This window comes from Mesorhizobium sp. M0195 (assembly GCF_040322115.1).
Lineage (GTDB): Bacteria > Pseudomonadota > Alphaproteobacteria > Rhizobiales > Rhizobiaceae > Mesorhizobium.
This window is the reverse complement of record NZ_JAMYSV010000006.1, coordinates 235,001-260,995: the sequence shown is the minus strand read 5'-3', so window position 1 is coordinate 260,995 and position 25,995 is coordinate 235,001. Positions and strand designations below refer to the sequence as shown.

Here is a 25,995-nt window from a genome sequence, read left to right as displayed (position 1 = left end):
CCGTTCAGCGCACGCCGAACCACCATGTGGCGAGCCCGAGAAAGGCAAAGAAACCGACGACATCGGTGACCGTGGTGACGAAAACCGCCGAAGCCACAGCCGGATCGATCTTGAAGCGGTCGAGCAGCAGCGGGATAAGGATGCCTGCCAGAGCCGCCACGAACATGTTGATGATCATCGCAGCCGCAATGATGCCGCCGAGATTGCGATCGTGGAACCAGGCAGCAGCCACGAGGCCGATCAGGATGGCGAAAATGATGCCGTTGATGAAGCCCACCCCGATCTCGCGGCGGATGATGCGGCCGGCATTGTAGATGTCGAGGTCCCTGGTCGCCAGCGCCCGCACCGTGACGGTCATGGTCTGCGAGCCGGCATTGCCGCCCATGCCGGCGACGATCGGCATCAGCACCGCCAGCGCCACGATATGCTCGATGGTGCGGTCGAACAGGCCGATCACCGAAGCCGCCAGGAAAGCCGTCAAAAGATTGACCAGCAGCCAGGGCACGCGCGAGCGCGAGGTCGAAAAGATGCTGTCCGAGAGTTCTTCGTCACCGACGCCGCCCATGCGCAGCAGATCTTCCTCGGCCTCCTGCTGGATGACGTCGACGACGTCGTCGATGGTCAGCACGCCGACCAGCCGCTCGTTCTCGTCGACGACGGCGGCGGACAGAAGATCGTATTGTTCGAATTCGCGTGCCGCCTCCTCCTGGTCCATGGTGGCCGGGATGGCATGCCTGGTCTCATGCATGACCTCTTCGACCTTGACCGAGCGCTTGGTACGCAGGATCTGGTCGAGGTCGATGGCGCCGAGCAGCTTGAAGCTCGGATCGATGACGAAGATCTGGCTGAAACGGTCGGGAAGATTGTTGTCCTCGCGCATGTAGTCAATCGTCTGGCCGATCGTCCAGAAGGGCGGCACCGCGACGAACTCCGTCTGCATGCGGCGGCCGGCGGTCTCTTCGGGATAATCGAGCGAGCGCCGCAGCCTGATCCGCTCGGTGAACGGCAGTTGCGACAGGATCTCGTCCTGGTCCTCCTGGTCGAGGTCTTCGAGAATGTAGACGGCATCGTCGGAATCGAGATCCTGCACCGCCTGGGCGATCTGCGCATTGGGCAGACTGTCAACGATGTCGCGGCGGATCGCCTCGTCAACCTCGGTCAGCGCGGAAAAATCGAAATCCTTGCCCAGCAATTCGACCAGCGCGCGTCGCTGTTCCGGATGCAGCGCCTCGAGCAGGTGGCCGAGTTCCGACTGGTGCAGATCGTCGACTTCACGCTTCAGCGTCAGCGTATCGCGATCGGCGATCGCGGCCCCGATCTGGGCGAGGAACGACGACAGGATGACGCCGTCCTCGTCATAGATGTCGGCGCGGCGCTCCTCGGCGGCCCTGGCGCCGGTCATCTGTTCGTCCTGGCCTTCCACCAGCGCCTCCCGCCATCGGATTTCCGGATAAGGTGCCTGTCAGGTCTAACGCATGACCCTGACAATCGGAATCGATTTTGCGAAAGGACCATGCGCAACGGCAAATTGCTACAGCGCCGTTCGCGCGTCCAAACGACGCAACGCATACCGGATGGTAGGAGGAGAGGACGTTCTACAAACCTGCGGCGCTGCAAAACCTTTGCGGCGCCAGGTAAAGGGCAGCGTATCTCCCCGCCCGGTCAACCAGATGGGGAGATCGACACTGATTCAAAACGGCGAGGCCGGCAGTGCGAGGGCCTCGCTGGTATTGGACTGGAAGGCTTCCCGATCAGGCGGCGTGGCGCTTCGCCTCGGCCGCATAGCGGTCCAGGAGACCGCTCCAGCCACCCTCGGATTCGAAGGCCTCGCGCATCGCCTCTGCGGTTTCGCCCATGTTCTCCAGAAGCCTGTGCTCGAGTTCCACACGCGTCGCGTTCTCACCGAGCGCGACAAAGCGGATCTCGACTTCGGTCAGCAGTGCCGGATCGTAGCGCCAGCCGGCTCCAATGCGCCAGGCGAGCGTCAGCCTGGACGGCGGATCCCAGGCGAGAACCTCGCCCCAATCGCATTGTGACCCATCCTCGCCAATCTCGTACCAGCGGCCGCCGGCTTTCGGTTCGATCACCGCGGTCGTCAGGGCGGATTTGCCGATCGAGTGCGAAGCCGGCCACCAGCGCCCGAATCCTGTGGTGAACACATCGAATGCCTTGTCGAGCGGCACCTCCACGGTCACCGACTTCCTGACCGGCGCGGGCTTGATCATGGTCGTCATTTCCTCTTCTCCTTGCTGTTGTCGACTTCCCGTTTGAAGGCGTCGAGCGCATCGCCCCACATGCGGTCGAGCCAGGCGCGCATCTCGCCAAGTCCATGCGGGTCGAGATGATAGATGTTGCTGGCACCTTTCGGCTCTGCGCGGACCAGCCGGGCTTCCTTCAAAACCTTGAGGTGCTGCGATACGGCCGGCTGCGAGACCGGAAGCACTCGCGTCAGATCGATGACCGAGCGTGGCCGATCGGCGATGAGCTCGAACACCTTGCGGCGTGTCGGATCGGCCAAGGCCACCATGCCTGCGTAATCATAAATCATGACTTATGATAAGCTAAAACTTATGATACGTCAACAGGAGGCGGCAGGCCGCGTTAAGCACCGACCAGTTCGGTTTCCAGCCCCCGGGGCAATCCCTTCACGCAGGGGCTTGGACAGCAAATGCGGATGCAAGATTACAGGGAAACAATCCGTCGCATGCGAGCCGGCGGCAAATGTCGACCACCGGGGAAAAGTAAACCTGGCGGCAAGGTTTTTACCTTATCGGTATATGTGTCTCTCCGGCGAAACGTTAAGAACGGGTAAATTGGTTTGGCCCTAACCACGGAAGCCTCTCGCTACAGGCCCTCCGCCATATGGCAATTGCGCCTCTCATTGTTCATGGCGACATATGTTTTAGGCGCATCCGCACTATACCCAGAAGTATTCTATACGTCTGCCTCAATCTATTCTCACAAATTTCTTGTTGGGATCCCGGTGTTGTTTATCGGTGGCGTCTGCTGTGCCGCGCTAATCCATGGCCGGCGGCAACCGGTTCGCTACGCACTGGATTTGGCTCAAGGGCGCTGGCGTGGTTGTCTGCTGGTGCTGCTGTTCTTCTTTGCCAGCTTGACCGCGTTCTCTACCTACAAGATCGCCATCCCGTCCGTCGTCCCATACTATGCCGACAACTGGTTGGCCGACGCTGACGAATGGCTGCACGGGATGCCGCCATGGGAGATCGTCCATAAGCTCGACAGCAACGATTGGTCGTCCGTCGTCTTCAACAGCTATGAAGTCATTTGGTTTTACCAGTGGTTCGGCACCATCCTTTTCGTGTCGCTCTGGTCGGACGAGATTGCCCGCATCCGCTATCTCTGCGCAGCAGCGCTGACGTTGTCCGTCCTCGGAACGGTCTTGGCCCTGGCGCTGGCATCGGTCGGACCGGTTTACTACCACCACTTTGTCGGCGTGGATCGCTTCCACGGATTGAATGCGGCCCTGGACAGGCTGGACCATAGTTACATGGTGCGGGACCCCGCGGCATATCTCCTGATGGCTTACCAGAGCGGCCGGCCAAGTCTTGGCGGCGGCATCTCGGCCATGCCAAGCATGCATGTCGCCTTTGCCGTATTGAACGCCTATTTGCTGTCATCGATCAATCGCTGGCTTGGCGTTCTGGGTTGGACCTTTGCAGCCCTGATCCTGTACGGATCGGTGTTCACTGGCTGGCACTATGCCGTGGACGGCTACGCATCGATCGTTGTTGTATCGGTGATCTGGTGGGCGACCGGACGCCTGGTGCGCGAATAGCTATGTGCGCTTGTCGATGGATGGCCATGGCCGCCGATGGCCAGTTCGCATAAGCCAAACTCGCGACCGCAATCAGGCACAAAGCACGTGCCCCGACAAGGACGCTCCCCGCCGTGCGAGAATTCAACGAGGAAGAGATTCCGCTTTCGAATTTAATGGTGCGGTCGAGATGCAGCGCCGCAACGCCTCCCGCGTTGATTTTAAAGCATTTCTCTACGATTCCGCGGCGATTTGTATTGAGGGCGGTTCGGCAGCGGCAGAGCATGTAGTTCCAGCCAGCCACTGTCGGCGGGCAATTGGCCGCCCTGGCAGCGCATCCTCCTCCTGACAAACACCTAGTGCGGTCAACCCTTAGGCGCCGCGCCGCGCCGCTCGAGCGCGGTTTTGCGAATGATTTCTGCGATCTCCGGGCTGCTGCTGCACAGCATCTGGAAATCCGCCGAGTGTAGCGACAGGAGTGAGACCACCGTTGTGGCGCTGACGGTCGCCGAGCGCGGTTCGCCGGTGATCAGCGCCATCTCGCCGAAGAAGGCGCCAGGGCCCAGCTCCACCGGGTTCGGCGTCGCGACGCTGACGCGCCCCTCCACGACGAAGAACATCTGATCACCGGTCTCGCCCTTGCGGCAGATCACAGCGCCAGCCGGCACGCTGCGAGGTCGTAATGCGCGCACGATCTCGACTAGTGTGGCCGGGCCGAGCTTCTGAAACAACGGCACGGCGGCGACCAATTGCCAATTGCGGACGAAATCCTCGCGACGGACTTCTTGATAAAAGCCGGTGGCAAGAATGCCAGCCCAGAGCGCGAAGATGCCGATGCCACTCATCATGACCGCCCCGGCAAGGACGCGGCCGGCGAAGCTTTCCGGAATAGCGTCGCCATAGCCGGTGGTGGACAGCGTGACCACCGCCCACCACATTGCCTGGGGGATGCTGCCGAACTTTTGCGGTTGGACGTCGCGCTCGATTACATAGGCTGCGAGCGCAACACCGAACAGAACGATGCCGAAGACCGTGGCGACGCCGATCAGGTTGCGCGCTTCGTTGGTCAGGATTCTGCCCAGCAGCGGGAAGAAAGTTGAATCGCGCAGCGGTTTCAGCAGCCAGACAGCACAGTAGAGGCTCCGATCGGGCGTGCCGACGAGCAGAAATGCGGCGAGTGGAACCAAAACCGCGAGCATATCAATGGCGATTGCCGGCGTCCTGTCCCGAACGTCTCCCGCCCGGCGCTTGAGCAGTTTCTCGGCCAATTCCAGGAGATAGACGCCCCAAATGACCGCGAGCACGGCAGCCAAAGCCAGTCTGCTTCGCCCGGACATGTCCGGTGTCGTGAGCGCAGCCACCGCCACAAGCCCAGTCGCAGCCAGCACCGCGTTGAGCGGCGCGTAAATTCTTAAGAAAGGCAGTACCGACATTCTATGCCCACGAGCGGATGCTACCCTCCAGAATAGGATGCCTTCAAGGCAAGCGCAAAGGTGCTTGCTTTCGCTGCGATGCCCATCACCAACCGTGAACTCAGATGTCCGGGAAAGTGAACAGACGGCATAGGACGCGAATTAACAAATTACGGTGACAGTGGGCTTTTTGCCGTATTTGCACGGCTGTGCGACAAGCCTGAAAAATCGCAATAACTTCCACAGCCAAAGACTGAACAGCCAGAAGACTGATTGGTGCGGTCGAGAAGACTCGAACTTCCACGGGTTGCCCCACAGCGACCTCAACGCTGCGCGTCTACCAATTCCGCCACGACCGCACGTGGTAGGAGCCGGAACCAACCGGCCCGCGGCGTGTAGCAAATCGTTTCCGGTGAAACAAGTGCGCGGCCAGCAATAATCGGCCGGACATCGGCATAACTCTTCAAGGGCCGAACGTGCCGGAACTGGACGTTTGTACCGATTGCCGCCATATGAGTGGCGAGACGAGATATCATGACGGACCGCAGCCAGATCGCCACGTCGTTCCTGCCCTTGCCCGGCTCGGCGCCGGTCGAATGGCGCATCGAGCCTGGGCTCACCGCCTATCCCGATGCGCTCGCCCTGATGGAGGCGCGAGCCGAGGCAATCCGCAGCGGCGCCGCCGGCGAGATGGTCTGGCTGGTCGAGCACCCGCCGCTCTACACCGCCGGCACCAGCGCCCGCGTCGAGGACCTGATCGAGCCGGACCGCTTCCCGGTCTTTGCCGCCGGGCGTGGCGGCGAATACACCTATCATGGGCCAGGCCAGCGGGTCGCCTACGTCATGCTCGACCTGAAGCGGCGGCGCGAGGATGTCCGCGCCTTCGTCGCCGCTCTCGAACAATGGATCATCGGCTCACTGGCCGCCTTCAACGTACGCGGCGAACGCCGCGAGGACCGCGTCGGCGTCTGGGTGGTTCGGCCGGACCGCCCCGCTTTGCCCGACGGCTCGGCGGCCGAGGACAAGATCGCCGCCATCGGCATAAGGCTGAGGCGCTGGGTGAGCTTTCACGGCATCGCCATCAATGTCGAGCCGGACCTTAGCCATTTCAGCGGCATCGTGCCGTGCGGCGTCCAGGATCACGGCGTCACCAGCCTTGTCGACCTCGGCCTTCCCGTAACCATGGCCGACCTCGACCTGGCGCTGAAATCCGCTTTCGAGGACGTGTTCGGGCCCGCCGCGGTGTCGCCTGTCGAAGTGTCCCGCAAGGCCGGCTGAAACACTCGCCCAATGCCTGCGCCAATATGCGAAGGCGGCCCTCGCTCATCAGCATCGAGCCCGCCCTTGAGCTCAATCCTCACATCGCGCCGATCCAGATTGCCATGGAAATGAGGAACGTGCTCATGCACACCAGCGAAACGACATCCTGAACAAGATCGGTCATAACTCTCTCCTGTTGTTAGTATGTTCGTATTTTGTTCTAATTTTGTTCGAATGTCAACGATCGCAGCCCGGGTGTCACCGGAATTGCGCTCGGTCATTTCGACAGGGTTAAGAAAGGGTTGAAAAGGGAGATGCGGGCGTTTCGGGGCCGACAGGCGCGCGCAAGTGGCGGGACGGCGCACGGCAGCTCGCAGGCCGGCATCGCCTCAATAGCAGCGCACCCCTAAAGCGGCACGACCTTGCCGTCGGCCAGCGTCACGCGGCGGTCCATGCGCGAGGCGAGCTCATGATTATGAGTGGCGATCAGCGCCGCCAGGCCCGATTGCCGGACCAGCGCTGCCAGCGCCTCGAACACATAGGAAGCAGTCACCGGGTCGAGATTGCCGGTCGGCTCGTCGGCCAAAAGCACCAGCGGCGCATTGGCGACGGCACGCGCAATGGCGACCCGCTGCTGCTCGCCGCCGGAGAGCTCGGAGGGGCGATGCTGTGCCCGCTTGCCGATCTGCATATAGTCGAGCAATTGCGCCGCCCGCTCGGCCGCCTCCTTGCGCGGCAGCCCTTTTATCAGCTGCGGCATCATGATGTTTTCCAGCGCCGAGAATTCAGGCAGCAAATGATGGAACTGATAGACGAAGCCGAGGTCGTTGCGGCGGATCGCCGTGCGCTCGTCGTCGGAAAGCCGGCCGCAGGCGCGCCCCGCCAGGATCACGTCGCCGGCGTCCGGTCGCTCCAGCAGCCCGGCGGTGTGTAGCAGCGTCGACTTGCCGGTGCCCGACGGCGCCACAAGCGCCACCATCTCGCCACGCTTCAGCGAAAAATCGGCGCCGTTCAGGATGGTCAGCTTGCGCGGTCCCTGCACATAGTGCCGTTCGACGCTCTTCAGCTCGATAATGGCTTCGGCCATCACTCGTACCTCAGCGCTTCGACCGGATCGAGCCTGGCCGCGCGCCACGCCGGAAACAGCGTGGCCAGGAACGACAGCGCCAGCGCCATGAGAACGACGGAGATCGTCTCGCCGGCATCCATGCGGGCCGGCAATTGGCTCAGGAAATAAAGCTCGGGATTGAACAGCCGCTCGTTGGCCAGCCAGGAGAAGAACTGGCGAATGCGCTCGACGTTGAGGCAGATCACGATGCCGAGCAGCACGCCGGCGATGGTGCCGACAACGCCGATCGCAGCCCCGGTCATCAGGAAGATGCGCAGGATCGCGCTGCGCGTCGCGCCCATGGTGCGCAGGATGGCGATGTCGTGGCCCTTGTCCTTCACCAGCATGATCAGGCCCGAAATGATGTTGAGCGCCGCCACCAGCACGATCAGGGTCAGGATCATGAACATGACGTTGCGCTCGACCTGCAGCGCGTCGAAGAACGTCTTGTTGCGTTGCCGCCAATCGACAAGGCTGATCGGCCGCTGCGCCGCATCTTCGACCTTCGGCTTCAGCGCGTCGATATTGTCGGGATTGTCGGCGTAGATCTCGATCGTCTGCGCCCGGCCGTCCATGTTGAAGTAAAGCTGCGCTTCCGAGAACGGCATGTAGACGATCGAGCTGTCATATTCCGACATGCCGACCTCGAAGATCGCGGTGACCGGATAGCCTTTCATGCGCGGCGTCGTGCCAAGCGGCGTGATGTCGCCCTCGGGCGAAATCAGCGTGATCGTATCGCCAAGCACTAGCCCGAGATTCTCGGCCATGCGGCTGCCGATGGCGACGCCTTCGCCGGTGTCGAAGCCGACGATCGAGCCCTCCTTGATATTGTTGGCGACGATGGTGATCTTGCCGAGATCCTCGCCGCGTATGCCGCGCACCAGCGCGCCGGTGCCGCCGCCGACATTGCCTTGCGCCAGCACCTGCCCGTCGATCAGCGGGATGGCGTATTTGACGCCGGGCACGCCGTTGATGCGGCCGGCGACCTGGGCATAGTCCTCCAGCGGCATATCGAGCGGCTGCACGATCAGGTGCCCGTTGACGCCTAGGATGCGCGTCAGCAGTTCGGCGCGAAAGCCGTTCATCACCGCCATGACGACGATCAGCGTGGCGACGCCCAGCATGATGCCGAGGAAGGAGATCGAAGCGATGACCGAGATCACCGTCTCCTTGCGACGCGAGCGCAGATAGCGCCACGCCACCATGCGCTCGAAGCCGGAAAAAGGCCCGGCGCCCGATGGTCTTGCTGCCGCCGCTTTGTTCATGCGGCGGCACCGAAACGCTGCTTCACGTCCGCGATCGGCAGCGTCTCGCGCTCGCCGGTCCTGCGGTTCTTGATTTCGACCTCGCCGGCGGCGATGCCGCGCGGCCCGACGATCACCTGCCACGGCAGCCCGATCAGATCGGCGGTGGCGAACTTGCCGCCCGGCCGCTGGTCGGTGTCGTCGTAGAGCACCTCCTTGCCGGCGGCGGCAAAAGCGGCGTGCAGCTCGCCGCAGACGCGATCGCATTCGGCATCGCCGGCCTTCATGTTGATCAAGCCGACATCGAACGGCGTCACCGCCTCCGGCCAGATGATGCCGTTATCGTCATGACTGGCTTCGATGATCGCGGCGACCAGCCTGGACGGGCCGATGCCGTAGGAACCGCCAGAAACGAAATGATCCTTGCCGTCCGGGCCTGTCACCTTGGCGCCCATCGGCTTGGAATATTTGTCGCCGAAATGGAAGATATGACCAACCTCGATGCCGCGCGCCGAGACCCGGTCGCTCGCGGGCACCTTCTCCCATGCCGCCTCGTCATGCATCTCGTCGGTGGCGGCATAGGGCGTCGTCCATGTCTTGACGATGGCGCCGATCTCGGCGTCGTTCGAAAAATCCGTGTCTGCGCCAGGCACTGCCAGCGAGAGATAATCGCGGTGGCAAAACACCTGGCTCTCGCCGGTGTCGGCCAGGATGATGAACTCATGGCTGAGGTCGCCGCCGATCGGCCCGGTGTCGGCGCGCATCGGGATAGCCTGCAGCCCCATGCGCGTAAACGTCCTGAGATAGGACACGAACATGCGGTTATAGGCGGCCTTGGCGCCTTCATAATCGAGGTCGAAGGAATAGGCGTCCTTCATCAGGAACTCGCGCGAACGCATGACGCCGAAGCGCGGGCGCACCTCGTCGCGAAACTTCCACTGGATGTGATAGAGGTTGAGCGGCAGGTCCTTGTAGGACTTGACGTAGGAGCGGAAGATCTCGGTGACCATCTCCTCGTTGGTCGGCCCGTAGAGCATATCGCGGTCTTGCCGGTCCTTGATGCGCAGCATCTCCTTGCCGTAATCTTCATAGCGGCCACTTTCGCGCCACAGCTCGGCCGATTGGATGGTCGGCATCAGGATTTCGAGCGCGCCGGCGCGATTCTGCTCCTCGCGGATAATCCGGCAGACCTTGTCCAGCACCCGCTTGCCGAGCGGCAGCCAGGAAAAGCTGCCCTGCCCCTGCTGGCGGATCATGCCGGCACGCAGCATCAGCCGATGCGAGACGATCTCGGCCTCGCGCGGGTTTTCTTTGAGGATGGGCAGGAAATAGCGCGACAAACGCATGAACTGGTCCGTGAGAGAGGATGGCGGCGCCGGAATCGGCGCGGCACAGGCTTGCTTGCCCCGGCTTCATAGCCATTTCATGGCGGAATGGAAACCCGGCCCAGGCGCTGCACAGGCGCCGCAATTGCCGCACGCGGCTTGCTGGGCGTTTCGCAAGCAACGCCTGCCGTACTATTGTGCACTGCAGCACGAGATTGCCTGTTTCCGGGCAAAATTCTTCGTGACATTTTCACCCGCCTTAGGCTAGTGTGCCCACATAACCGAGAGGGTAGAGAAAAATCTGCCCTCCTACGCGGTCAAAGTCTTGGGAGGATGCGATCTAGGCGCGGTAACTCGCTGCCGCCGGACACCGGAAACAGATCGGACGCGTTTAAATTGCAAGGCCTCGCGCCTTGCATTTTTTTTGTGCAATCATTTGGTTAGCACGACAGATTACCAAACTACATGACGTTGCGTCAGCCCAAACCCACCCCGGGGCTTTACTTGGGTTGACCTTGCTGGCTCAGCTTGATCGCAGGGCGTCGGCTAGGCTGGGATAGCCGGACACGGTAGGTAGCCGGCTAATGCGCTGGGCTCTGGTTGAAATCCGGCACGATGTGCGGGATGTCGTCGATGCCGAGGCCAAGCCCTCTCGTGATGCCGTAGAAGATGCCCATGAGGACCAGCGTGGCGATTGTCGTGCGCAGCGCCGCGCGCAGCATATGCGGTCCGCGCGGTGCGCTCGGAACCGTGCCAAGCGTCACGTCCCGGTCCTCGTCCTGTGTCCGCATGCTGAACGGCAGCACGGCGAACAACACCACCCACCATGTGGCGAAGAACAGGGCGACAAACGAAACCCAACTCATGCTTGCTCCAGTTCGACCAGCGTGCCGAAGAAATCCTTGGGGTGCAGAAACAATACCGGTTTGCCATGCGCGCCGGTCTTCGGCTTGCCGTCGCCCAGCACGCGCGCGCCGCTGGCCTTGAGACGGTCGCGTGCCGCAACAATGTCGTCCACCTCGTAGCAGAGATGGTGCATGCCGCCGGACGGATTCTTCTCGAGGAATGCGGCGATCGGCGAGGCTTCGCCTAGCGGCTCGAGCAACTCGATCCTGGTGTTGCCGACGTCGACGAACACCACCGTAACGCCATGCTCCGGCAGCGCCTGCGGCGCGGTTACGTGCGCGCCAAGCGTATCACGATAGACCGCCGCAGCCGCGGCCAGATCCGGCACCGCAAGCGCGACATGGTTGAGGCGTCCGAGCATAGGGTACTCCCGGGTTAGGGGGTAGGGGAGTAAGGCAGTAGGGGAGTAGGGAAAAAGGATCTAGAAGTGCAGACTGTTTGCGCTCCTACTTCCTACTTTCCCTACTCCCCTACTGCCTTACTCCCCTATTCCCTTGTTCGTCACCGCGTGACGAACACTGTCACCAGTGGCTTCTTGCCCCAGGCTTCGTTGGCCGCGCCGCGCACCGCGCGCCGCACCGCCTCCTGGACCAGGTCGAGGTCTTTTCGGCGCTGGCGGGGGATGGAGTCCACGGCGCCGATTGCCGCATCGATCATCAGGTCTTCCAGGCTCTCGCCGCTGCCGTCGGCCTCGGCGACGCCGATGGCGACGAGATCGGGATCGCCGGCAAGCTCGTATTTGTCGTCGAGCACGACGTTGACGGCGACATGGCCGGCAAAGGACAGCTTGCGGCGGTCGCGAATGCCCATCGCCTGATCGCTGCCGATCAGCCTTCCGTCCTTGTAGATGCGGCCGAACGGAACCTGGTCGATGATGGCGGCGGCACCCGGATACAGCCTGAGCATGTCGCCGTCGCGCACCTGCGCCACCTGGCCGATGCCGGACGTCGACATCAGCGAGCCCTGCGCCACCAGATGCGCCGCCTCGCCATGAACGGGAACGCCGATCTGCGGCCGCACCCATTCATACATCTTGCGCAATTCGCTGCGGCGTGGATGGCCGGAGACATGCACCAGCGCATCGCCGTCCTCGATGATCTTGATGCCGAGATCGATCAGGCGGTTCTTGATTTCGAGGATCGCCTTCTCGTTGCCGGGAATGGTGCGCGAGGAAAACACCACCGTGTCGCCGGCCGTCAGCGCCACCGATTTCATCTCGTCGCGCGACAGCTTGGCAAGTGCGGCAAGCGGCTCGCCTTGGCTTCCGGTGCAGATGATGACGAGGTTTTCGCGCGGGATGAAGCCGTAATCCTCCTCGGCGATGAATTCCGGCAACCCGTCCATATAACCGAGTTCATCAGCCACATCGATGACGCGCTTCATCGAGCGGCCAAGCACCAGGCATTGGCGGCCGGCATCCCGCGCTGCCTTGGCGATCGAGACGATGCGGCCGACATTGGAGGAGAAGCTGCTGACGGCGACACGGCCCTTGGCATTCTGGATGACACCCTTGAGGCCCTCGCCCACCGCCACTTCCGACGGTGATTCCCCCTCCCGCAGCGCGTTGGTGGAATCGCAGATCAACGCCAGCACGCCCTTGTCGCCATAGGCACGGAAGCGTGCCTCGTCGGTCATCGGCCCCACCGTCGGCGCCGGGTCGATCTTCCAGTCGCCGGTATGGATGACGACGCCGGCCGGCGTGGTGATCGCCAGCGACATCGGTTCGGGAATGGAGTGCGCGACGGGGATGGCCTCGATCTCGAACGGACCGACGGTGAATTTCTCGCCAGCCCGGTAGATCGTCACTGGGATCTTCGGCGCCCCTTGCTCGCCCTGCCGCTTGGCTTCCAGCAGGCCGGCGCCGAACGGCGTCATCCAGACCGGCGCCTTGAGCTTCGGCCAGATGTCGTGCAGCGCGCCGTAGTGGTCCTCATGTGCATGGGTAATGACGATGCCGCGCAGATTGGCGACATTCTCCTCGATGAAGCGGGTGTCGGGCAGTACCAGGTCGACGCCGGGCAGGGTTGCATCGGGAAAAGTGACGCCGACGTCGACGACGATCCATTCGCGCGCATTGGCCGGCCCATAGCCGTAGAGGGCGAAGTTCATGCCGATCTCGCCGACACCGCCGAGCGGCACGAAGACAAGTTCGGCATTTTCCGCTGTCGCCATGGTCTTTCCTTCCTTGCCGGTCAAATTGTGGGCCGGTCAAATTCAAGCTGGTCAAATACCTGGCCAGTCAAACGTATTGGCCAGTCAACCGACGGCCGATGCGACCGCGCCGAAATGCACGTCGCCGGCGGCGATCGTCAGAACCGAGCCTTCATCGTCGCGGATCACGAAACGGCAGTCTTCGTCAATGGTCTCGAAGGTGCCGCGCACCACATTACCGTCAATTCTGACAGCAACCTGCCCGCCAAGCCCCGCCGCACGCGCCAGCCAGCGCCGCCTGACGGCGGCAAGCCCACGCCCTTCGTTCCACAGCCGGGCATTCTCGCTCCATGCATCCGACAGCGCCAGAAACAGCGTCTCGGCATCGCAAGCAGACCCCAGCGCGTTGAGCGACGTCGCTGGATAGGGCAAATCATTGGGATAAGCCACCACATTGACGCCGATGCCGACAGCCACCGCCGAACGGTCGCCATCCAGCATCGCCGATTCCAGCAGGATGCCGGCGAGCTTGGCGCGCGAGGCAAGCACGTCGTTCGGCCATTTCAACTCGAAGCGGTTCTTGCCCTGGCTCGCACCATCGAGGCCGATCGCAATCCTGCCTTTCGGCACGACGGCGTCGAGCGCGTCGGCCAGCGCCAGTCCGGCAACGAAGCCGAGCGTCGCGGCAAGTCGAAGCTCGGTGTTGGTGATCACCAGCAGCGTCGCCGCCAGGTTGCCCTCGGGCGTCGCCCAGGCGCGGCCGCGGCGGCCACGTCCCGCTTCCTGCTTTTTTGAGACGACCCAGAGTTTGCCCGGATCGCCGGCCCGCGCGTGCTCCAGCGCCAACGCATTGGTGGAGCCGACCGTATCGTGCGCCTCGAGCCGGAACCCTTCCGAAGCCGCGGTTGGAGCCAGCCTGAACGTCATTCCGTTAGAAGAAGGTCTTGGCCGCGGCGGCTGCGTAGGTTCCGATCGGGCCGCCGATCAGCACGTAGAACAGCACGAAAGCGCCGCAGGCGCCGAGCACGACGCGCAGTTCGGTCGCCATCGGCACGAAGCCCCCGACCGGTTCGTCGAACCACATGAGCTTGATGATGCGCAGATAATAATAGGCGCCCACCACGGAGGCCAGCACGCCGATGATCGCCAGCGCGTAGAGGTTGGCATTGATGGCGGCGAGGAACACGTACCACTTCCCCCAGAAGCCGGCGAGCGGCGGGATACCGGCCAGCGAGAACATCAGGATGGTGAGGATCGTCGCCATGATCGGGTTGGTCGCCGACAGACCGGCGAGATCGCTGATCTGCTCGACATTGCCCTCCTTGCGCCGCATGGCCAGGATGAAGGCGAAGGTGCCGAGCGTCATCACCAGATAGATCAGCATGTAGATGGCGACGCCGCGCACGCCGTCCTGGCTGTTGGCGGCAAGGCCGACCAGAGCATAACCCATATGGCCGATGGAGGAATAGGCCATCAGCCGCTTGATGTTGGTCTGGCCGATGGCCGCGAATGCGCCGAGCGCCATCGAGGCGATCGAGATGAAGACGATGATCTGCTGCCAGTCGGCGGCGATCGGCTTGAAGGCGCCCATGGTGACGCGCACCATCAGCGCCATCGCCGCCATTTTGGGTGCCGCCGCCAGAAAGGCCGTCACCGGCGTCGGCGCGCCCTCATAGACGTCGGGCGTCCACATATGGAACGGCACCGCCGAGATCTTGAAGGCAAGGCCGGCCAGCACAAAGACCAGGCCGAAGACGAGGCCGAGCTGGCGCCCGCCGCCGCTCAGCGCCGCGGCGATCTCCTGGAAGCCGGTGTTGCCCGTGTAGCCGTAGACCAGCGAGATGCCGTAAAGCAGCATGCCCGACGACAGCGCGCCAAGGACGAAATACTTCAGCCCGGCCTCGGTCGAGCGCAGATTATCGCGGTTGATCGCCGCCAGCACGTAGATCGCCAGCGACTGCAGCTCGAGGCCGAGATAGAGCCCGATCATGCCGTTGGCCGAGATCATCAGCATCATGCCGAGCGTGCAGAGCAGGATCAGCACCGGATATTCGAACTTGTCGAAATGCTCCGCCTGGGCAAAGCGGACCGACATGACCAGCGTCACCGCCGAGCCGATCAGCGCCAACATCTTCATGAAGCGGGCGAATGGGTCCTGGATGAAGGCTTCGCCATAGGCGTTGCCCTGTCCCGGGGAAAAGATCAGCCAGGCGCCGGCGATCACCAGCACGGCAACAGCAAGGCCGCTCACCGTGACGGCGGTGTTGGCGCGCGAATAGGCGCCGAGCATCAACAGCGCCAAGGCGCCGATGGCGAGGATCAGCTCTGGCGTCGAGAGCGACAGGCTGGAGAGAAGGTCCGGCGTCATGGTTCGCAAACCCCCAGTCAGTTCGCCGCCGCGGTCTGCGCGGCGCCGATGGATGCGGTGACATTGGTAACGAGCGCCTTGACCGATTCGGCCGTCGCGTCGAAGATCGGCGCCGGATAGACGCCAAAGAAGATGACCAGCGCGACCAGCGGATAGATGATCACCTTTTCGCGCGTCGACAGGTCGAGCAAACCTTTCAGGCTTTCTTTGGTCAGTGCGCCGAAGATCACCTTGCGGTAGAGCCAGAGCGCATAGGCCGCCGACAGTATGACGCCGGTGGCGGCGAAGAACGCCACCCAGGTGTTGACCCGGAACACGCCGAGCATGGTCAGGAACTCGCCGACGAAGCCGCTGGTGCCGGGCAGGCCGACATTGGCCATGGTGAAGATCATGAACACGGTTGCATATTTCGGCATGTTGTTGACCAACCCGCCATAGGCGTCGATGTCACGCGTGTGCATGCGGTCGTAGACGACGCCGACGCAGAGGAACAGCGCGCCGGAGACCAGGCCGTGCGACAGCATCTGGAAGATCGAGCCCTGGACGCCTTCCTGGTTCATCGCGAAGATGCCCATGGTAACGAAGCCCATGTGAGCGACCGACGAATAGGCGATCAGCTTCTTCATGTCCTCCTGCATCAGCGCCACCAGCGAGGTGTAGATGATGGCGACGACGGAAAGCGTGAAGATCAGCGGCGCGAACATTTCGGATGCGATCGGAAACATCGGCAGCGAAAAACGCAGGAAGCCGTACCCGCCCATCTTGAGCAGGATGGCGGCCAGGATCACCGAGCCGGCCGTCGGTGCTTCGACATGCGCGTCCGGCAGCCAGGTATGCACCGGCCACATCGGCATCTTCACCGCAAAGGACGCGAAGAAGGCAAGCCATAGCCAGGTCTGCATATTGGCCGGGAAATTATGCGTCAGAAGCGTCGGGATATCGGTGGTGCCGGACTGGAAGAACATCGCCATGATGGCGAGCAGCATCAGCACCGAGCCGGCCAGGGTGTAGAGGAAGAACTTGAACGAGGCATAGACGCGCCGCTTGCCGCCCCACACGCCGATGATGATGAACATCGGGATAAGGCCGGCTTCGAAGAAGACGTAGAACAAGACGATGTCGAGCGCACAGAACACGCCGATCATCAGCGTCTCGAGCAGCAGGAAGGCGATCATATAGGCTTTGACGCGCTTCTCGATCGATTCCCACGAGGCGAGAATGCAGAGCGGCATTAGGAAGGTGGTCAGGATGACGAACAGCATGGAGATGCCGTCTACGCCCATATGGTAGGAGATGCCGGAATCCAGCCAGGCAAACTTCTCGACGAACTGGAAGCCAGGTTGCGAATTGTCGAAGCCGGTCCAGATAAACAGCGAAATCACAAACGTGAACGCAGTCGTGAAAAGCGCGATGGCGCGGATGTTGCGGCGCGCGTTCTCGCTGTCATCACGCACGAAAAGGATGAGCAGCACACCAACCAGCGGCAGGAAGGTGACCAGCGATAGGATCGGCCAGGCGGTCATCAGAGCATCATCCAGGTGACGAGTGCGGCAACGCCGATCAGCATGGCGAAGGCATAGTGGTAGAGATAGCCGGTCTGCAGCTTGACGACCCGGTTGGTGACGTCGACGACGCGCGCCGAAATGCCGTCCGGCCCGAGTCCGTCGATGACGGTGCCGTCGCCGGTCTTCCACAGGAAGTGGCCGAGGCGCTTTGCCGGCCGCACGAACAGGAAGTCGTAGAGCTCGTCGAAATACCATTTGTTGAGCAGGAAGGCGTAGAGCAGGCGATGGTTGGCAGCGACGCTCCGAGGCATTTCCGGCGCGCGAACATAGAACTGCCAGGCTATCGCAAAGCCGATCAGCATGGCGATGAACGGCGACAACTCGACCCATAACGGCACTTCGTGGATTTCGTGCAGGATCTGGTTGTCCGGCAGCGTGAACAGCGACGCCTTCCAGAATTCGGCATAGCCCTCGCCGATGAAGGCGCCGTGGAAGATCACACCGGCGAGCAGCGCGCCAGCCGCCAGGATGAACAGCGGCACCAGCATGACCGGCGGCGATTCATGGACATGGTGCATGACCTCGTGGCTGGCCCGCGGCTCGCCGTGGAAGGTCATGAAGATCAGCCGCCAGGAGTAGAAGGAGGTGAAGCAGGCAGCAATGACCAGCAATATGAAGGCAAATGCGGCGACCGCATTGTGGCCGGCGAAGGCCGCTTCGATGATGGCGTCCTTGGAAAAGAAGCCGGCCGTGCCGATGATCGTTACCGGAATGCCGACACCGGTCAGCGCCAGCGTGCCGATCACCATCATCCAGTAAGTCGTCGGGATCAGCGTCCTTAGGCCACCCATTTTGCGCATGTCCTGCTCGTCGGAGACGGCGTGGATGACCGAGCCCGAGCCGAGGAACAGCAGCGCCTTGAAGAAGGCGTGGGTGAACAGATGGAAAATCGCCGCGCCATAGGCGCCGACGCCGAGCGCCACGAACATGTAGCCGAGCTGCGAACAGGTCGAATAGGCGATGACGCGCTTGATGTCGTTCTGGACAAGACCGACTGTCGCCGCGAAGAAGGCGGTGAAGGCGCCGATGAAGGTGACCACCGTCAGTGCCGAATGCGACAGCTCGAATAGCGGCGACAGCCGCGCCAGCATGAACACGCCTGCCGTCACCATGGTGGCGGCATGGATCAGTGCCGAGACCGGCGTCGGGCCCTCCATGGCATCCGGGAGCCAGGTGTGCAGCGGCACCTGCGCCGACTTGCCCATGGCGCCCATGAACAGGAGCAGGCAGACAACCGTCATCGCGGCCTGCTTATCAAGCGCATAGCCGAGGAAGGTCAGTACGGCCGCGCCTTGCGGCGCGCCTTCCGCCGGAATGAACGTCGCCGCATTGGCGAAGATGGTGCCGAGATTGACCGAGCCGAACAGCACGAACACGCCGAATATGCCGAGCGCAAAGCCGAAATCGCCGACGCGGTTGACGACGAAGGCCTTGATCGCAGCTGCATTGGCCGACGGCTTCTTGTACCAGAAGCCGATCAGCAGATAGGAGGCAAGGCCGACGCCTTCCCAGCCGAAGAACATCTGCACGAGGTTGTCGGCCGTCACCAGCATCAGCATGGCGAAGGTGAACAGCGACAGATAGGCGAAGAAGCGCGGCCGGTCCGGGTCGTGATGCATGTAGCCGATCGAGTAGACATGGACCAGCGCCGACACCGTATTGACGACGACCAGCATCACCACGGTCAGCGTATCGATCCGCAGCGCCCACGACGCTTCGAGGCCGCCTGACTGGATCCAGCGCAGCACCGGCACGGTGAACACCTCCCCGCCGCCGAAGCCGACCGAGAAGAAGGCAACCCACGACAGCACAGCCGCGATCACCAGGAAGCCGGAGGTGATGTATTCAGAAGCCTTGGCGCCGAGCGAAGTGCCGAACAGGCCGACGATCAGGAAGCCGAGCAGCGGAAGGAAGACGATGGCCTGATACATGGTGGTTCCGTCAACCCTTCATCATGTTCACGTCTTCGACCGCGATCGAGCCGCGGTTGCGGAAGAAGACGACGAGAATGGCAAGGCCGATCGCCGCTTCGGCCGCCGCGACCGTCAGCACGAACAGTGCGAAAACCTGGCCGACCAAATCGCCGAGCGCCGCCGAAAAGGCGACGAAATTGATGTTGACCGCAAGCAGGATCAGCTCGATCGACATCAAGATGACGATGACGTTCCTGCGGTTCAGGAAGATGCCGAACACGCCGAGCGTGAACAGGATCGCCGATACGGTCAGGTAGTGCGCGATGCCGACGACCATCTCAGACTCCTTCGCCCGTCTTGACCTTGCGGATTTCCACTCCGGTTGCTGCCGTGCGGCCGACCTGGGCGGCGATCGACTGCCGCTTGACGCCCGGCTTGTGGCGCAGCGTCAGCACGATGGCGCCGATCATGGCGACCAGCAGCACCAGGCCAGCTACCTGGAAGTAATAGACGTAATCCGTATAGAGGATGTCGCCAAGCGCCGCCGTATTGGAGCGCGCGGCCAGGTCCGGAATGGGCTTGGCGACCGTCGCCGCCAGTTTCGGCGCGAATGTATAGCCGCCGAGCACCACGATAAGCTCCGCCGCCAGGATCAGCCCGACCAGCGCGCCGATCGGTGCATATTGCAGGGCGCCTTCCTTCATTTCGGCGAAGTCGACGTCGAGCATCATGACCACGAACAGGAACAGCACCAGCACCGCGCCGACATAGACGACGAGCAGGATCATCGCCAGGAACTCGGCGCCGGTCAGCATGAACAGGCCGGCGGCGTTGAAGAAGGTCAGGATCAGGAACAGCACCGAATGCACGGGATTGCGCGCCGAAATGACCATGAACGCCGATGCCACCGCGACAAAGGCGAAGAGGTAGAAAAAGGCCGCCTCTAGTCCACTCAGCATGGGTTCCCCCGGGTTTCCTGTCAGAACAGGACGTTCGTCCTGTTTTTTGCCACCGCCTCCGGTCGGCAAGTTGCGTGTTCCTATCGCATGTTCCGATCGGGTTGAAAGACCCGATCGAAAAGAAAACATGCGACACTCTTTCATTCCGGAGGATGATCTTGTCCGAAAAGTCTGCAACTTTTCGGGATCATCCTCTGAACGAGGCCCTCGCCCCGTTCATGCATCAAATATCAGCGGTAAGGCGCATCCAGCGAGATGTTGCGCGCCAGCTCACGCTCCCAGCGGTCGCCATTGGCCAGAAGCCTGTCCTTGTCGTAATAAAGTTCCTCGCGCGTCTCCGTCGCGAACTCGAAATTCGGCCCCTCGACGATGGCGTCGACCGGGCAGGCTTCCTGGCAGAAGCCGCAATAGATGCATTTCACCATATCGATGTCGTAGCGCACGGTGCGCCGCGTGCCGTCATTGCGGCGTGGGCCGGCTTCGATGGTGATGGCCTGCGCCGGGCAGATCGCCTCGCACAATTTGCAGGCGATGCAGCGTTCCTCGCCGTTCGGATAACGGCGCAGCGCATGTTCGCCGCGGAAGCGCGGGCTGACCGGTCCCTTCTCATGCGGATAGTTGATCGTCTCCTTCGGCGCGAAGAACTGGCGCATCGATAGGAAGAAAGCGCCGACGAAATCCTGCAAAAGCAGTGACTTGGCGGCCTGGGATAATGCAGACATCAGGCAAACCCCGTGATTTTTAGGAAAGCGGCGGTGGCGACCACCATGAACAGCGAGATCGGCAGGAAGACCTTCCAGCCGAGCCGCATCAACTGGTCGTAGCGGTAGCGCGGCACGAACGCCTTCACCATCGAGAACATGAAGAACACCAGGCAGACCTTGAGCACGAACCAGATCAGCCCCGGCACCCAGGTGAACGGCGCGAAGTTGAAGGGCGGCAGCCAGCCGCCAAGGAACAGGATGGTGGCCAGCGCGCACATCAGGACGACGGCGACATATTCGCCGAGGAAGAACAACAGGAACGGCGTCGAGGAATATTCGACCATGTGGCCGGCGACGAGTTCCGATTCGGCTTCCACGAGGTCGAAGGGCGGACGGTTGGTCTCGGCCAACGCCGAGATGAAGAAGACGATGAACATCGGGAACAGCGACAGCCAATGCCAGTCGAGGAAGGTGTTGGGCAGGCCGAGCCGCGTGCCCAGCCCGTCCTGCTGCGACAGGACGATGTCGGACAGGTTGAGCGAGCCGACGCAAAGCAGCACGGTGACGATGACAAAGCCGATCGAGACTTCGTAGGACACCATCTGCGCCGCCGAGCGCAGCGCGCCAAGGAACGGGTATTTCGAATTGGACGCCCAGCCGCCCATGATCACGCCATAGACCTCGAGCGAGGAGATGGCGAAGACATAGAGGATGCCGACATTGACGTTGGCGATCGCCCAGCCTTCATTGACCGGTATGACCGCCCATGCAGAGATCGCCAGCACCGCCGACACCAAGGGCGCCAGCAGGAAAACGCCCTTATTGGCGCCGGACGGGATCACCGGTTCCTTGAAGACGAATTTCAGCAGATCGGCGAAGGCCTGCAGCGTGCCCCACGGGCCGACGACGTTCGGTCCGCGGCGCAATTGCACCGCCGCCCAGATCTTGCGGTCTGCGTAAAGCACATAGGCGACGAAGATCAACAGAACGACGATCAGCACGACCGACTTCAAAAGGATCAGCAGCGCCGGCAGCACATAAAAGGAGAAGAAGGTGTCCATATCTACTCCGCCGCCTGCCTGAAGCCGTTTTTCGCCAAAGCCGAGCATTCGGCCATCACCGCGGAAGCCCGCGCGATCGGATTGGTCAGGTAGAAATCCTTGACCGGTGAGGTGAAGGTGCCCTTGTTCAGCCGACCGCCGAGCTTGGCCACCCTGGCGATGTCGGCCGGGTCGCCGGCCGCGACATGGTCGACGCGGGCAAGATGCGGGTATTGCGCATAGAGCTTTGCGCGCAGTTGCTGCAGCGAATCGAACGGCAGCTTCTTGCCGAGCACATCCGACAGTGCCCGAAGGATCGCCCAGTCCTCGCGCGCTTCGCCGGGCGCGAAGCCGGCACGGTTGGTCTGCTGCACGCGGCCTTCGGTGTTGACGAAGGTGCCCGACTTCTCGGTATAGGCGGCGCCCGGCAGGATGACGTTGGCGCGATGCGCGCCCTTGTCGCCATGCGTGCCGATATAGACGACGAAAGCGCCGCCGATCTTTGCCATGTCGATCTCGTCGGCGCCGAGCAGGAACAGCACGTCGGTCTCGCCCAGCATGCCGGCGACATTCCTGCCGCCCTCGCCCGGCACGAAGCCGACATCGAGGCCGCCGACGCGTGCCGCGGCGGTGTGCAGCACGGCAAAGCCGTTCCAGTCGGCCCTAGCGGCGTTGACGGCGACGGCGAGCTTCGCCGCCTGGCCGAGCACGGCCGTCCCGTCCGGACGCGCCAGCGCACCCTGTCCGACGATGATCAGCGGATGCGTCGCCTTCTTCAGCAGCTGGAAGAACTTGCCGTTGCCGTCGGCCAGATCCTTCAGCGATTCCGGCCCGGCGCCGAGCTGCTCGTAATCATAGCGCGTATCGCCGATATCGCCGATGACGCCGACCGGCAGATTGCCGGCCCGCCAGCGCTTGCGGATGCGGGCGTTGAGCAGGGATGCCTCGAAGCGCGGATTGGCGCCGATGATCAGCACTGCATCGGCCTGTTCGATGCCTTCGATGGTCGGGTTGAAGACATAGCTCGCCCGGCCGAGCGACGGATCGAGTGCGGCACCGTCCTGGCGGCAGTCGGTGTTCCTCGAGCCGAGCGAAGCCATCAGAAGCTTCAGCGCGTAGATCTCCTCGACGGCTGCGAGATCGCCGGCAATGGCGCCGATCTTTTCGGGTGCGGCATTCGACACCGCTTCCTTGATCGCGGCAAAAGCCTCGGCCCAGCTTGCGGGGGCCAGTCTGCCGTCCTTGCGCACATAGGGCCGGTCGAGGCGCTGCGTGCGCAGGCCGTCCCAGATAAAGCGGGTCTTGTCGGAAATCCACTCCTCGTTCACCGCCTCGTTGGTACGCGGCAGGATGCGCATCACTTCGCGGCCCCGGCTATCGACGCGGATGGCCGAGCCGACGGCGTCCATCACGTCGATCGACTCTGTCTTGGTCAGTTCCCAAGGGCGTGCCTGGAAGGCGTAGGGTTTGGAGGTCAGCGCGCCGACCGGGCAAAGGTCGATGACATTGCCCTGCAGTTCCGAAGTCATCGCGCTTTCGAGATAGGTGGTGATCTCGGCATCCTCGCCGCGGCCGATCAGACCAAGCTCCGATATGCCGGCAATCTCGGTGGTAAAGCGGACGCAGCGCGTGCAATGGATGCAGCGGTTCATGATCGTCTTGACCAGCGGCCCGATATACTTGTCTTCGACCGCCCGCTTGTTCTCGTGGTAGCGCGAGGAATCGACGCCGAACGCCATCGCCTGGTCCTGCAGATCGCACTCGCCGCCCTGATCGCAGATCGGGCAGTCCAGCGGATGGTTGATCAGCAGGAATTCCATCACGCCTTCGCGGGCCTTCTTGACCATCGGCGTGTTGGTGAAGATTTCCGGCGGCTCGCCATTTGGACCGGGGCGCAGGTCGCGCACGCCCATGGCGCAGGACGCCTGCGGCTTGGGCGGGCCGCCCTTCACCTCGATCAGGCACATGCGGCAATTGCCGGCGATCGACAGCCGCTCATGGAAGCAGAAGCGCGGCACTTCCGCACCTGCGTCCTCGGCCGCCTGCAGCAGCGTGTAGTGGTCGGGTACAGTGATCTCTTTCCCGTCGACCTTGAGCTTTGCCATTTCGCCTCAAACCCCTGCGGACGTTCCGCAATCTTTCCTTCCGTGCGCAGCCGACGCCGCGCACGATATTGAATTCAATTTTTGGCCTCGGCCAATGCGGCCGCCTGACCGATCCAGCCGTCACGGCCGATACGGCCCTTCAACGACAGGTAATCTTCGACCCAGGCGATCTCTTGCGGCGTCCACGCGGCAATCTGGGCGTATGTCCAGATGCCAAGGCCGTTCAGCACCTTTTCCAGTTTCGGCCCGATGCCCGATATTGCCTTGAGGTCGACGGGCACGGCTGGCCGGTCCATCGGCTTGGGCTGCTTGAAATCTTCCGGCATGAGCCCGGCCGATGCGTCCGCTGCAACGGTGCTCGCATTCGCCACGCTCCGCGCCGCAGTGCTTGTCGCAATGTCGGTCACGTCATTGGCGAAGGACTGCGCCTCGGCAATCAGGGTTTTGGTGGCTGCGCGCGCCTTGGTCGAGGAGGTTTTGCCGGTCGCGGAAACGCGTTCGGTCCGGGCCTCGAAATCCTCGGTGACCGGCTGCCAAAGCCGCTGCGAGGTCTCGGCCACGCCTGAAAGCACGCCTATCCAGACGCCAAAGGCGTGGTTGGCAAGCCCGATGCCGAGTGCCGTCATCGCCGCCGCGCCGGCGACAGGATGCGCCAGGAGATTGACGGCGCTGGCCATCTCCTTCGGCATTGTCCTGGTCAGGTCCTGGTTCATCTTCAAGAACGGGTCCCCATCTGGCGTCAAATCGTCGGGTATCGAAAACAGCGACATAGGTGGTCTCCTGGTCGTTTCCGTCTGCCCCGCGCTCGTTTCCTCGTTTCGGGCATTCGCCCGCATTTTTTGAATTCTTCTATTCCGCCGCCGCCAGCACCGGTTCGGCGCGGTGTGCGTTGCGCGAAAACTCGTCGATGCGCCGCTCCACCTCGCCACGGAAATGCCGCATCAGGCCCTGGATCGGCCATGCCGCCGCATCGCCCAGAGCGCAGATCGTGTGGCCCTCGACCTGCTTGGTCACGTCGAGCAGCATGTCGATCTCGCGCTTCTGCGCCTCACCGCGCACCAGCCGTTCCATCACCCGCCACATCCAGCCCGTGCCCTCACGGCAGGGCGTGCACTGGCCGCAGCTCTCGTGCTTGTAGAAATAGGACAGCCTCGCGATCGCCTTCACGACATCGGTCGATTTGTCCATGACGATGACAGCCGCGGTGCCTAGGCCCGATTTCAGGTCGCGCAGCGCATCGAAATCCATCGGCGCGTCGATGATCTGCTCGGCCGGCACCAACGGCACCGAGGCGCCGCCCGGAATGACCGCCAGCAGATTGTCCCAGCCGCCGCGGATGCCGCCGCAATGCGTCTCGATCAGTTCGCGGAACGGGATCGACATCGCCTCCTCGACGGTACACGGATTGTTGACGTGGCCGGAGATGCAGAACAGCTTGGTGCCGGCATTGTTGGGCCGGCCGAAGGACGAGAACCAGGCCGCACCGCGGCGCAGGATGGTTGGCGCCACGGCGATGGACTCGACATTGTTGACCGTCGTCGGGCAGCCATAGAGGCCGACATTGGCCGGAAACGGCGGCTTCAGCCGCGGCTGGCCTTTCTTGCCTTCGAGGCTTTCGAGCAGCGCCGTTTCCTCGCCACAGATATAGGCGCCGGCACCATGGTGCATGTAGATGTCGAAATCGTAGCCGGAGGTGTTGTTCTTGCCGATCAGCTTGGCCGCATAGGCCTCGTCGATGGCGAGTTGCAGCGCCTCGCGCTCGCGGATGAACTCGCCGCGCACATAGATGTAGGCGGCGACCGCGCCCATGGCGAAGCCGGCGATCAGGCAGCCCTCGACCAGCGTATGCGGATCGTGGCGCAATATATCGCGGTCCTTGCAGGTGCCGGGTTCGGACTCGTCGGCATTGACAACGAGATAACTCGGCCGGCCGTCGCTCTGCTTGGGCATGAACGACCATTTGAGCCCGGTCGGGAAGCCGGCGCCGCCGCGGCCGCGCAGGCCCGATGCCTTCATCTCGTTGACGATCCACTCGCGCCCCTTGGCGATGATGCCGGGCGTGTTGTCCCAGGCGCCGCGCGCCATGGCGCCGGCCAGCGACTTGTCGAAGCGGCCGTAGATGTTGTTGAAGATGCGGTCTCTGTCCTGAAGCATTGC

23 protein-coding genes and 1 tRNA gene are annotated in these 25,995 nt (G+C 62.6%); 2 read left to right on the top strand and 22 right to left on the bottom strand.

All coding sequences use genetic code 11. The features are described 5' to 3' along the window. Positions 1–4: 4 nt before the first annotated feature. The 3 genes from mgtE to NKJ12_RS15685 form a co-directional block, all read right to left on the bottom strand. Complete coding sequence (gene mgtE, locus NKJ12_RS15695; RefSeq protein WP_502894205.1) at positions 5–1,402, bottom strand: magnesium transporter; 1,398 nt, start codon at positions 1,400–1,402, stop codon at positions 5–7. A gap of 349 nt (positions 1,403–1,751) precedes the next feature. Further along, positions 1,752–2,234 (bottom strand): SRPBCC family protein, encoded by a 483-nt coding sequence (locus tag NKJ12_RS15690; protein WP_254818127.1) that lies wholly within the window; start codon positions 2,232–2,234, stop codon positions 1,752–1,754. Continuing rightward, positions 2,231–2,548 (bottom strand): ArsR/SmtB family transcription factor, encoded by a 318-nt coding sequence (locus NKJ12_RS15685; RefSeq protein ID WP_023676569.1) that lies wholly within the window; start codon positions 2,546–2,548, stop codon positions 2,231–2,233. The genes NKJ12_RS15690 and NKJ12_RS15685 overlap by 4 nt, the downstream gene beginning before the upstream one ends. A gap of 435 nt (positions 2,549–2,983) precedes the next feature. Between NKJ12_RS15685 and NKJ12_RS15680 the strand changes: the two genes are divergently transcribed. After that, a complete protein-coding gene (locus tag NKJ12_RS15680) occupies positions 2,984–3,799 on the top strand; it encodes a phosphatase PAP2 family protein (RefSeq protein ID WP_352703661.1) in 816 nt (271 codons plus the stop codon). Positions 3,800–4,143: 344 nt separating this feature from the next. Here NKJ12_RS15680 and NKJ12_RS15675 read toward each other — a convergent pair whose 3' ends face one another. Then, on the bottom strand, positions 4,144–5,211 hold the full coding sequence (locus NKJ12_RS15675) for a cyclic nucleotide-gated potassium channel (RefSeq protein ID WP_352505710.1): 1,068 nt from the start codon (positions 5,209–5,211) through the stop codon (positions 4,144–4,146). A gap of 253 nt (positions 5,212–5,464) precedes the next feature. Continuing rightward, a tRNA-Leu gene (locus tag NKJ12_RS15670) sits at positions 5,465–5,549 on the bottom strand. Positions 5,550–5,724: 175 nt separating this feature from the next. On the opposite strand from NKJ12_RS15670, the gene lipB reads away from it, so the two are divergent. Then, entirely contained in the window at positions 5,725–6,468 is a 744-nt protein-coding gene (gene lipB / locus NKJ12_RS15665) for a lipoyl(octanoyl) transferase LipB (RefSeq protein ID WP_352505709.1), read from the top strand. 388 nt (positions 6,469–6,856) lie between these two features. Here the strand turns inward: lipB and NKJ12_RS15660 are convergent, their stop codons facing one another. The 17 genes from NKJ12_RS15660 to nuoF form a co-directional block, all read right to left on the bottom strand. After that, complete coding sequence (locus NKJ12_RS15660; protein WP_352703657.1) at positions 6,857–7,540, bottom strand: ABC transporter ATP-binding protein; 684 nt, start codon at positions 7,538–7,540, stop codon at positions 6,857–6,859. Continuing rightward, the gene (locus tag NKJ12_RS15655) at positions 7,537–8,823 is read right to left on the bottom strand and encodes a lipoprotein-releasing ABC transporter permease subunit (RefSeq protein ID WP_352505708.1); all 1,287 of its coding nucleotides are present in this window, start codon (positions 8,821–8,823) and stop codon (positions 7,537–7,539) included. The genes NKJ12_RS15660 and NKJ12_RS15655 overlap by 4 nt, the downstream gene beginning before the upstream one ends. Then, positions 8,820–10,148 (bottom strand): proline--tRNA ligase, encoded by a 1,329-nt coding sequence (gene proS / locus NKJ12_RS15650; RefSeq protein ID WP_352703654.1) that lies wholly within the window; start codon positions 10,146–10,148, stop codon positions 8,820–8,822. The genes NKJ12_RS15655 and proS overlap by 4 nt, the downstream gene beginning before the upstream one ends. A 560-nt stretch (positions 10,149–10,708) precedes the next feature. Then, positions 10,709–10,993 (bottom strand): DUF1467 family protein, encoded by a 285-nt coding sequence (locus tag NKJ12_RS15645; RefSeq protein WP_254818117.1) that lies wholly within the window; start codon positions 10,991–10,993, stop codon positions 10,709–10,711. Then, complete coding sequence (mce, locus tag NKJ12_RS15640; RefSeq protein WP_254818116.1) at positions 10,990–11,394, bottom strand: methylmalonyl-CoA epimerase; 405 nt, start codon at positions 11,392–11,394, stop codon at positions 10,990–10,992. Before mce ends, NKJ12_RS15645 begins: the two co-directional genes overlap by 4 nt. A 140-nt stretch (positions 11,395–11,534) precedes the next feature. Next, positions 11,535–13,205, bottom strand: a complete 1,671-nt coding sequence (locus NKJ12_RS15635; RefSeq protein WP_352703652.1) for a ribonuclease J — start codon at positions 13,203–13,205, stop codon at positions 11,535–11,537. Between the two features lie 84 nt (positions 13,206–13,289). Then, positions 13,290–14,111 carry a biotin--[acetyl-CoA-carboxylase] ligase gene (locus NKJ12_RS15630; protein WP_352703650.1) on the bottom strand — a complete coding sequence of 274 codons (822 nt, stop codon included), beginning with the start codon at positions 14,109–14,111 and terminating at the stop codon, positions 13,290–13,292. A 4-nt stretch (positions 14,112–14,115) separates the two neighbouring features. Next, complete coding sequence (nuoN, locus tag NKJ12_RS15625) at positions 14,116–15,552, bottom strand: NADH-quinone oxidoreductase subunit NuoN (RefSeq protein WP_352703648.1); 1,437 nt, start codon at positions 15,550–15,552, stop codon at positions 14,116–14,118. A gap of 17 nt (positions 15,553–15,569) precedes the next feature. Further along, positions 15,570–17,075 (bottom strand): NADH-quinone oxidoreductase subunit M, encoded by a 1,506-nt coding sequence (locus NKJ12_RS15620; RefSeq protein ID WP_352450009.1) that lies wholly within the window; start codon positions 17,073–17,075, stop codon positions 15,570–15,572. Then, the gene (gene nuoL / locus NKJ12_RS15615; RefSeq protein WP_352703645.1) at positions 17,075–19,048 is read right to left on the bottom strand and encodes an NADH-quinone oxidoreductase subunit L; all 1,974 of its coding nucleotides are present in this window, start codon (positions 19,046–19,048) and stop codon (positions 17,075–17,077) included. The genes NKJ12_RS15620 and nuoL overlap by 1 nt, the downstream gene beginning before the upstream one ends. Positions 19,049–19,058: 10 nt before the next feature. Next, positions 19,059–19,367 (bottom strand): NADH-quinone oxidoreductase subunit NuoK, encoded by a 309-nt coding sequence (nuoK, locus tag NKJ12_RS15610; RefSeq protein WP_023676620.1) that lies wholly within the window; start codon positions 19,365–19,367, stop codon positions 19,059–19,061. A gap of 1 nt (position 19,368) precedes the next feature. Continuing rightward, a complete protein-coding gene (locus NKJ12_RS15605) occupies positions 19,369–19,989 on the bottom strand; it encodes an NADH-quinone oxidoreductase subunit J (RefSeq protein WP_352703643.1) in 621 nt (206 codons plus the stop codon). A 230-nt stretch (positions 19,990–20,219) separates the two neighbouring features. After that, complete coding sequence (gene nuoI / locus NKJ12_RS15600) at positions 20,220–20,711, bottom strand: NADH-quinone oxidoreductase subunit NuoI (protein ID WP_254818109.1); 492 nt, start codon at positions 20,709–20,711, stop codon at positions 20,220–20,222. After that, complete coding sequence (gene nuoH / locus NKJ12_RS15595; RefSeq protein ID WP_292663045.1) at positions 20,711–21,754, bottom strand: NADH-quinone oxidoreductase subunit NuoH; 1,044 nt, start codon at positions 21,752–21,754, stop codon at positions 20,711–20,713. The genes nuoI and nuoH overlap by 1 nt, the downstream gene beginning before the upstream one ends. 2 nt (positions 21,755–21,756) lie before the next feature. Further along, positions 21,757–23,838, bottom strand: a complete 2,082-nt coding sequence (nuoG, locus tag NKJ12_RS15590; RefSeq protein WP_352703641.1) for an NADH-quinone oxidoreductase subunit NuoG — start codon at positions 23,836–23,838, stop codon at positions 21,757–21,759. Between the two features lie 74 nt (positions 23,839–23,912). After that, on the bottom strand, positions 23,913–24,608 hold the full coding sequence (locus NKJ12_RS15585) for a helix-hairpin-helix domain-containing protein (protein WP_352703639.1): 696 nt from the start codon (positions 24,606–24,608) through the stop codon (positions 23,913–23,915). A gap of 79 nt (positions 24,609–24,687) precedes the next feature. Continuing rightward, positions 24,688–25,992 (bottom strand): NADH-quinone oxidoreductase subunit NuoF, encoded by a 1,305-nt coding sequence (gene nuoF, locus NKJ12_RS15580; RefSeq protein WP_352703638.1) that lies wholly within the window; start codon positions 25,990–25,992, stop codon positions 24,688–24,690. Positions 25,993–25,995 lie beyond the last annotated feature (3 nt).

Excerpts from the sequence above, each read along its gene's own strand:
- mgtE (WP_502894205.1), bottom strand. The coding sequence starts at position 1,402 with ATGACCGGCGCCAGGGCCGCCGAGGAGCGCCGCGCCGACATCTATGAC.
- NKJ12_RS15690 (WP_254818127.1), bottom strand. The coding sequence starts at position 2,234 with ATGACGACCATGATCAAGCCCGCGCCGGTCAGGAAGTCGGTGACCGTG.
- NKJ12_RS15685 (WP_023676569.1), bottom strand. The coding sequence starts at position 2,548 with ATGATTTATGATTACGCAGGCATGGTGGCCTTGGCCGATCCGACACGC.
- NKJ12_RS15675 (WP_352505710.1), bottom strand. The coding sequence starts at position 5,211 with ATGTCGGTACTGCCTTTCTTAAGAATTTACGCGCCGCTCAACGCGGTG.
- lipB (WP_352505709.1), top strand. The coding sequence starts at position 5,725 with ATGACGGACCGCAGCCAGATCGCCACGTCGTTCCTGCCCTTGCCCGGC.
- NKJ12_RS15655 (WP_352505708.1), bottom strand. The coding sequence starts at position 8,823 with ATGAACAAAGCGGCGGCAGCAAGACCATCGGGCGCCGGGCCTTTTTCC.
- proS (WP_352703654.1), bottom strand. The coding sequence starts at position 10,148 with ATGCGTTTGTCGCGCTATTTCCTGCCCATCCTCAAAGAAAACCCGCGC.
- NKJ12_RS15645 (WP_254818117.1), bottom strand. The coding sequence starts at position 10,993 with ATGAGTTGGGTTTCGTTTGTCGCCCTGTTCTTCGCCACATGGTGGGTG.
- mce (WP_254818116.1), bottom strand. The coding sequence starts at position 11,394 with ATGCTCGGACGCCTCAACCATGTCGCGCTTGCGGTGCCGGATCTGGCC.
- NKJ12_RS15635 (WP_352703652.1), bottom strand. The coding sequence starts at position 13,205 with ATGGCGACAGCGGAAAATGCCGAACTTGTCTTCGTGCCGCTCGGCGGT.
- NKJ12_RS15630 (WP_352703650.1), bottom strand. The coding sequence starts at position 14,111 with ATGACGTTCAGGCTGGCTCCAACCGCGGCTTCGGAAGGGTTCCGGCTC.
- nuoN (WP_352703648.1), bottom strand. The coding sequence starts at position 15,552 with ATGACGCCGGACCTTCTCTCCAGCCTGTCGCTCTCGACGCCAGAGCTG.
- NKJ12_RS15620 (WP_352450009.1), bottom strand. The coding sequence starts at position 17,075 with ATGACCGCCTGGCCGATCCTATCGCTGGTCACCTTCCTGCCGCTGGTT.
- nuoL (WP_352703645.1), bottom strand. The coding sequence starts at position 19,048 with ATGTATCAGGCCATCGTCTTCCTTCCGCTGCTCGGCTTCCTGATCGTC.
- nuoK (WP_023676620.1), bottom strand. The coding sequence starts at position 19,367 with ATGGTCGTCGGCATCGCGCACTACCTGACCGTATCGGCGATCCTGTTC.
- NKJ12_RS15605 (WP_352703643.1), bottom strand. The coding sequence starts at position 19,989 with ATGCTGAGTGGACTAGAGGCGGCCTTTTTCTACCTCTTCGCCTTTGTC.
- nuoI (WP_254818109.1), bottom strand. The coding sequence starts at position 20,711 with ATGTCTGCATTATCCCAGGCCGCCAAGTCACTGCTTTTGCAGGATTTC.
- nuoH (WP_292663045.1), bottom strand. The coding sequence starts at position 21,754 with ATGGACACCTTCTTCTCCTTTTATGTGCTGCCGGCGCTGCTGATCCTT.
- nuoG (WP_352703641.1), bottom strand. The coding sequence starts at position 23,838 with ATGGCAAAGCTCAAGGTCGACGGGAAAGAGATCACTGTACCCGACCAC.
- NKJ12_RS15585 (WP_352703639.1), bottom strand. The coding sequence starts at position 24,608 with ATGTCGCTGTTTTCGATACCCGACGATTTGACGCCAGATGGGGACCCG.
- nuoF (WP_352703638.1), bottom strand. The coding sequence starts at position 25,992 with ATGCTTCAGGACAGAGACCGCATCTTCAACAACATCTACGGCCGCTTC.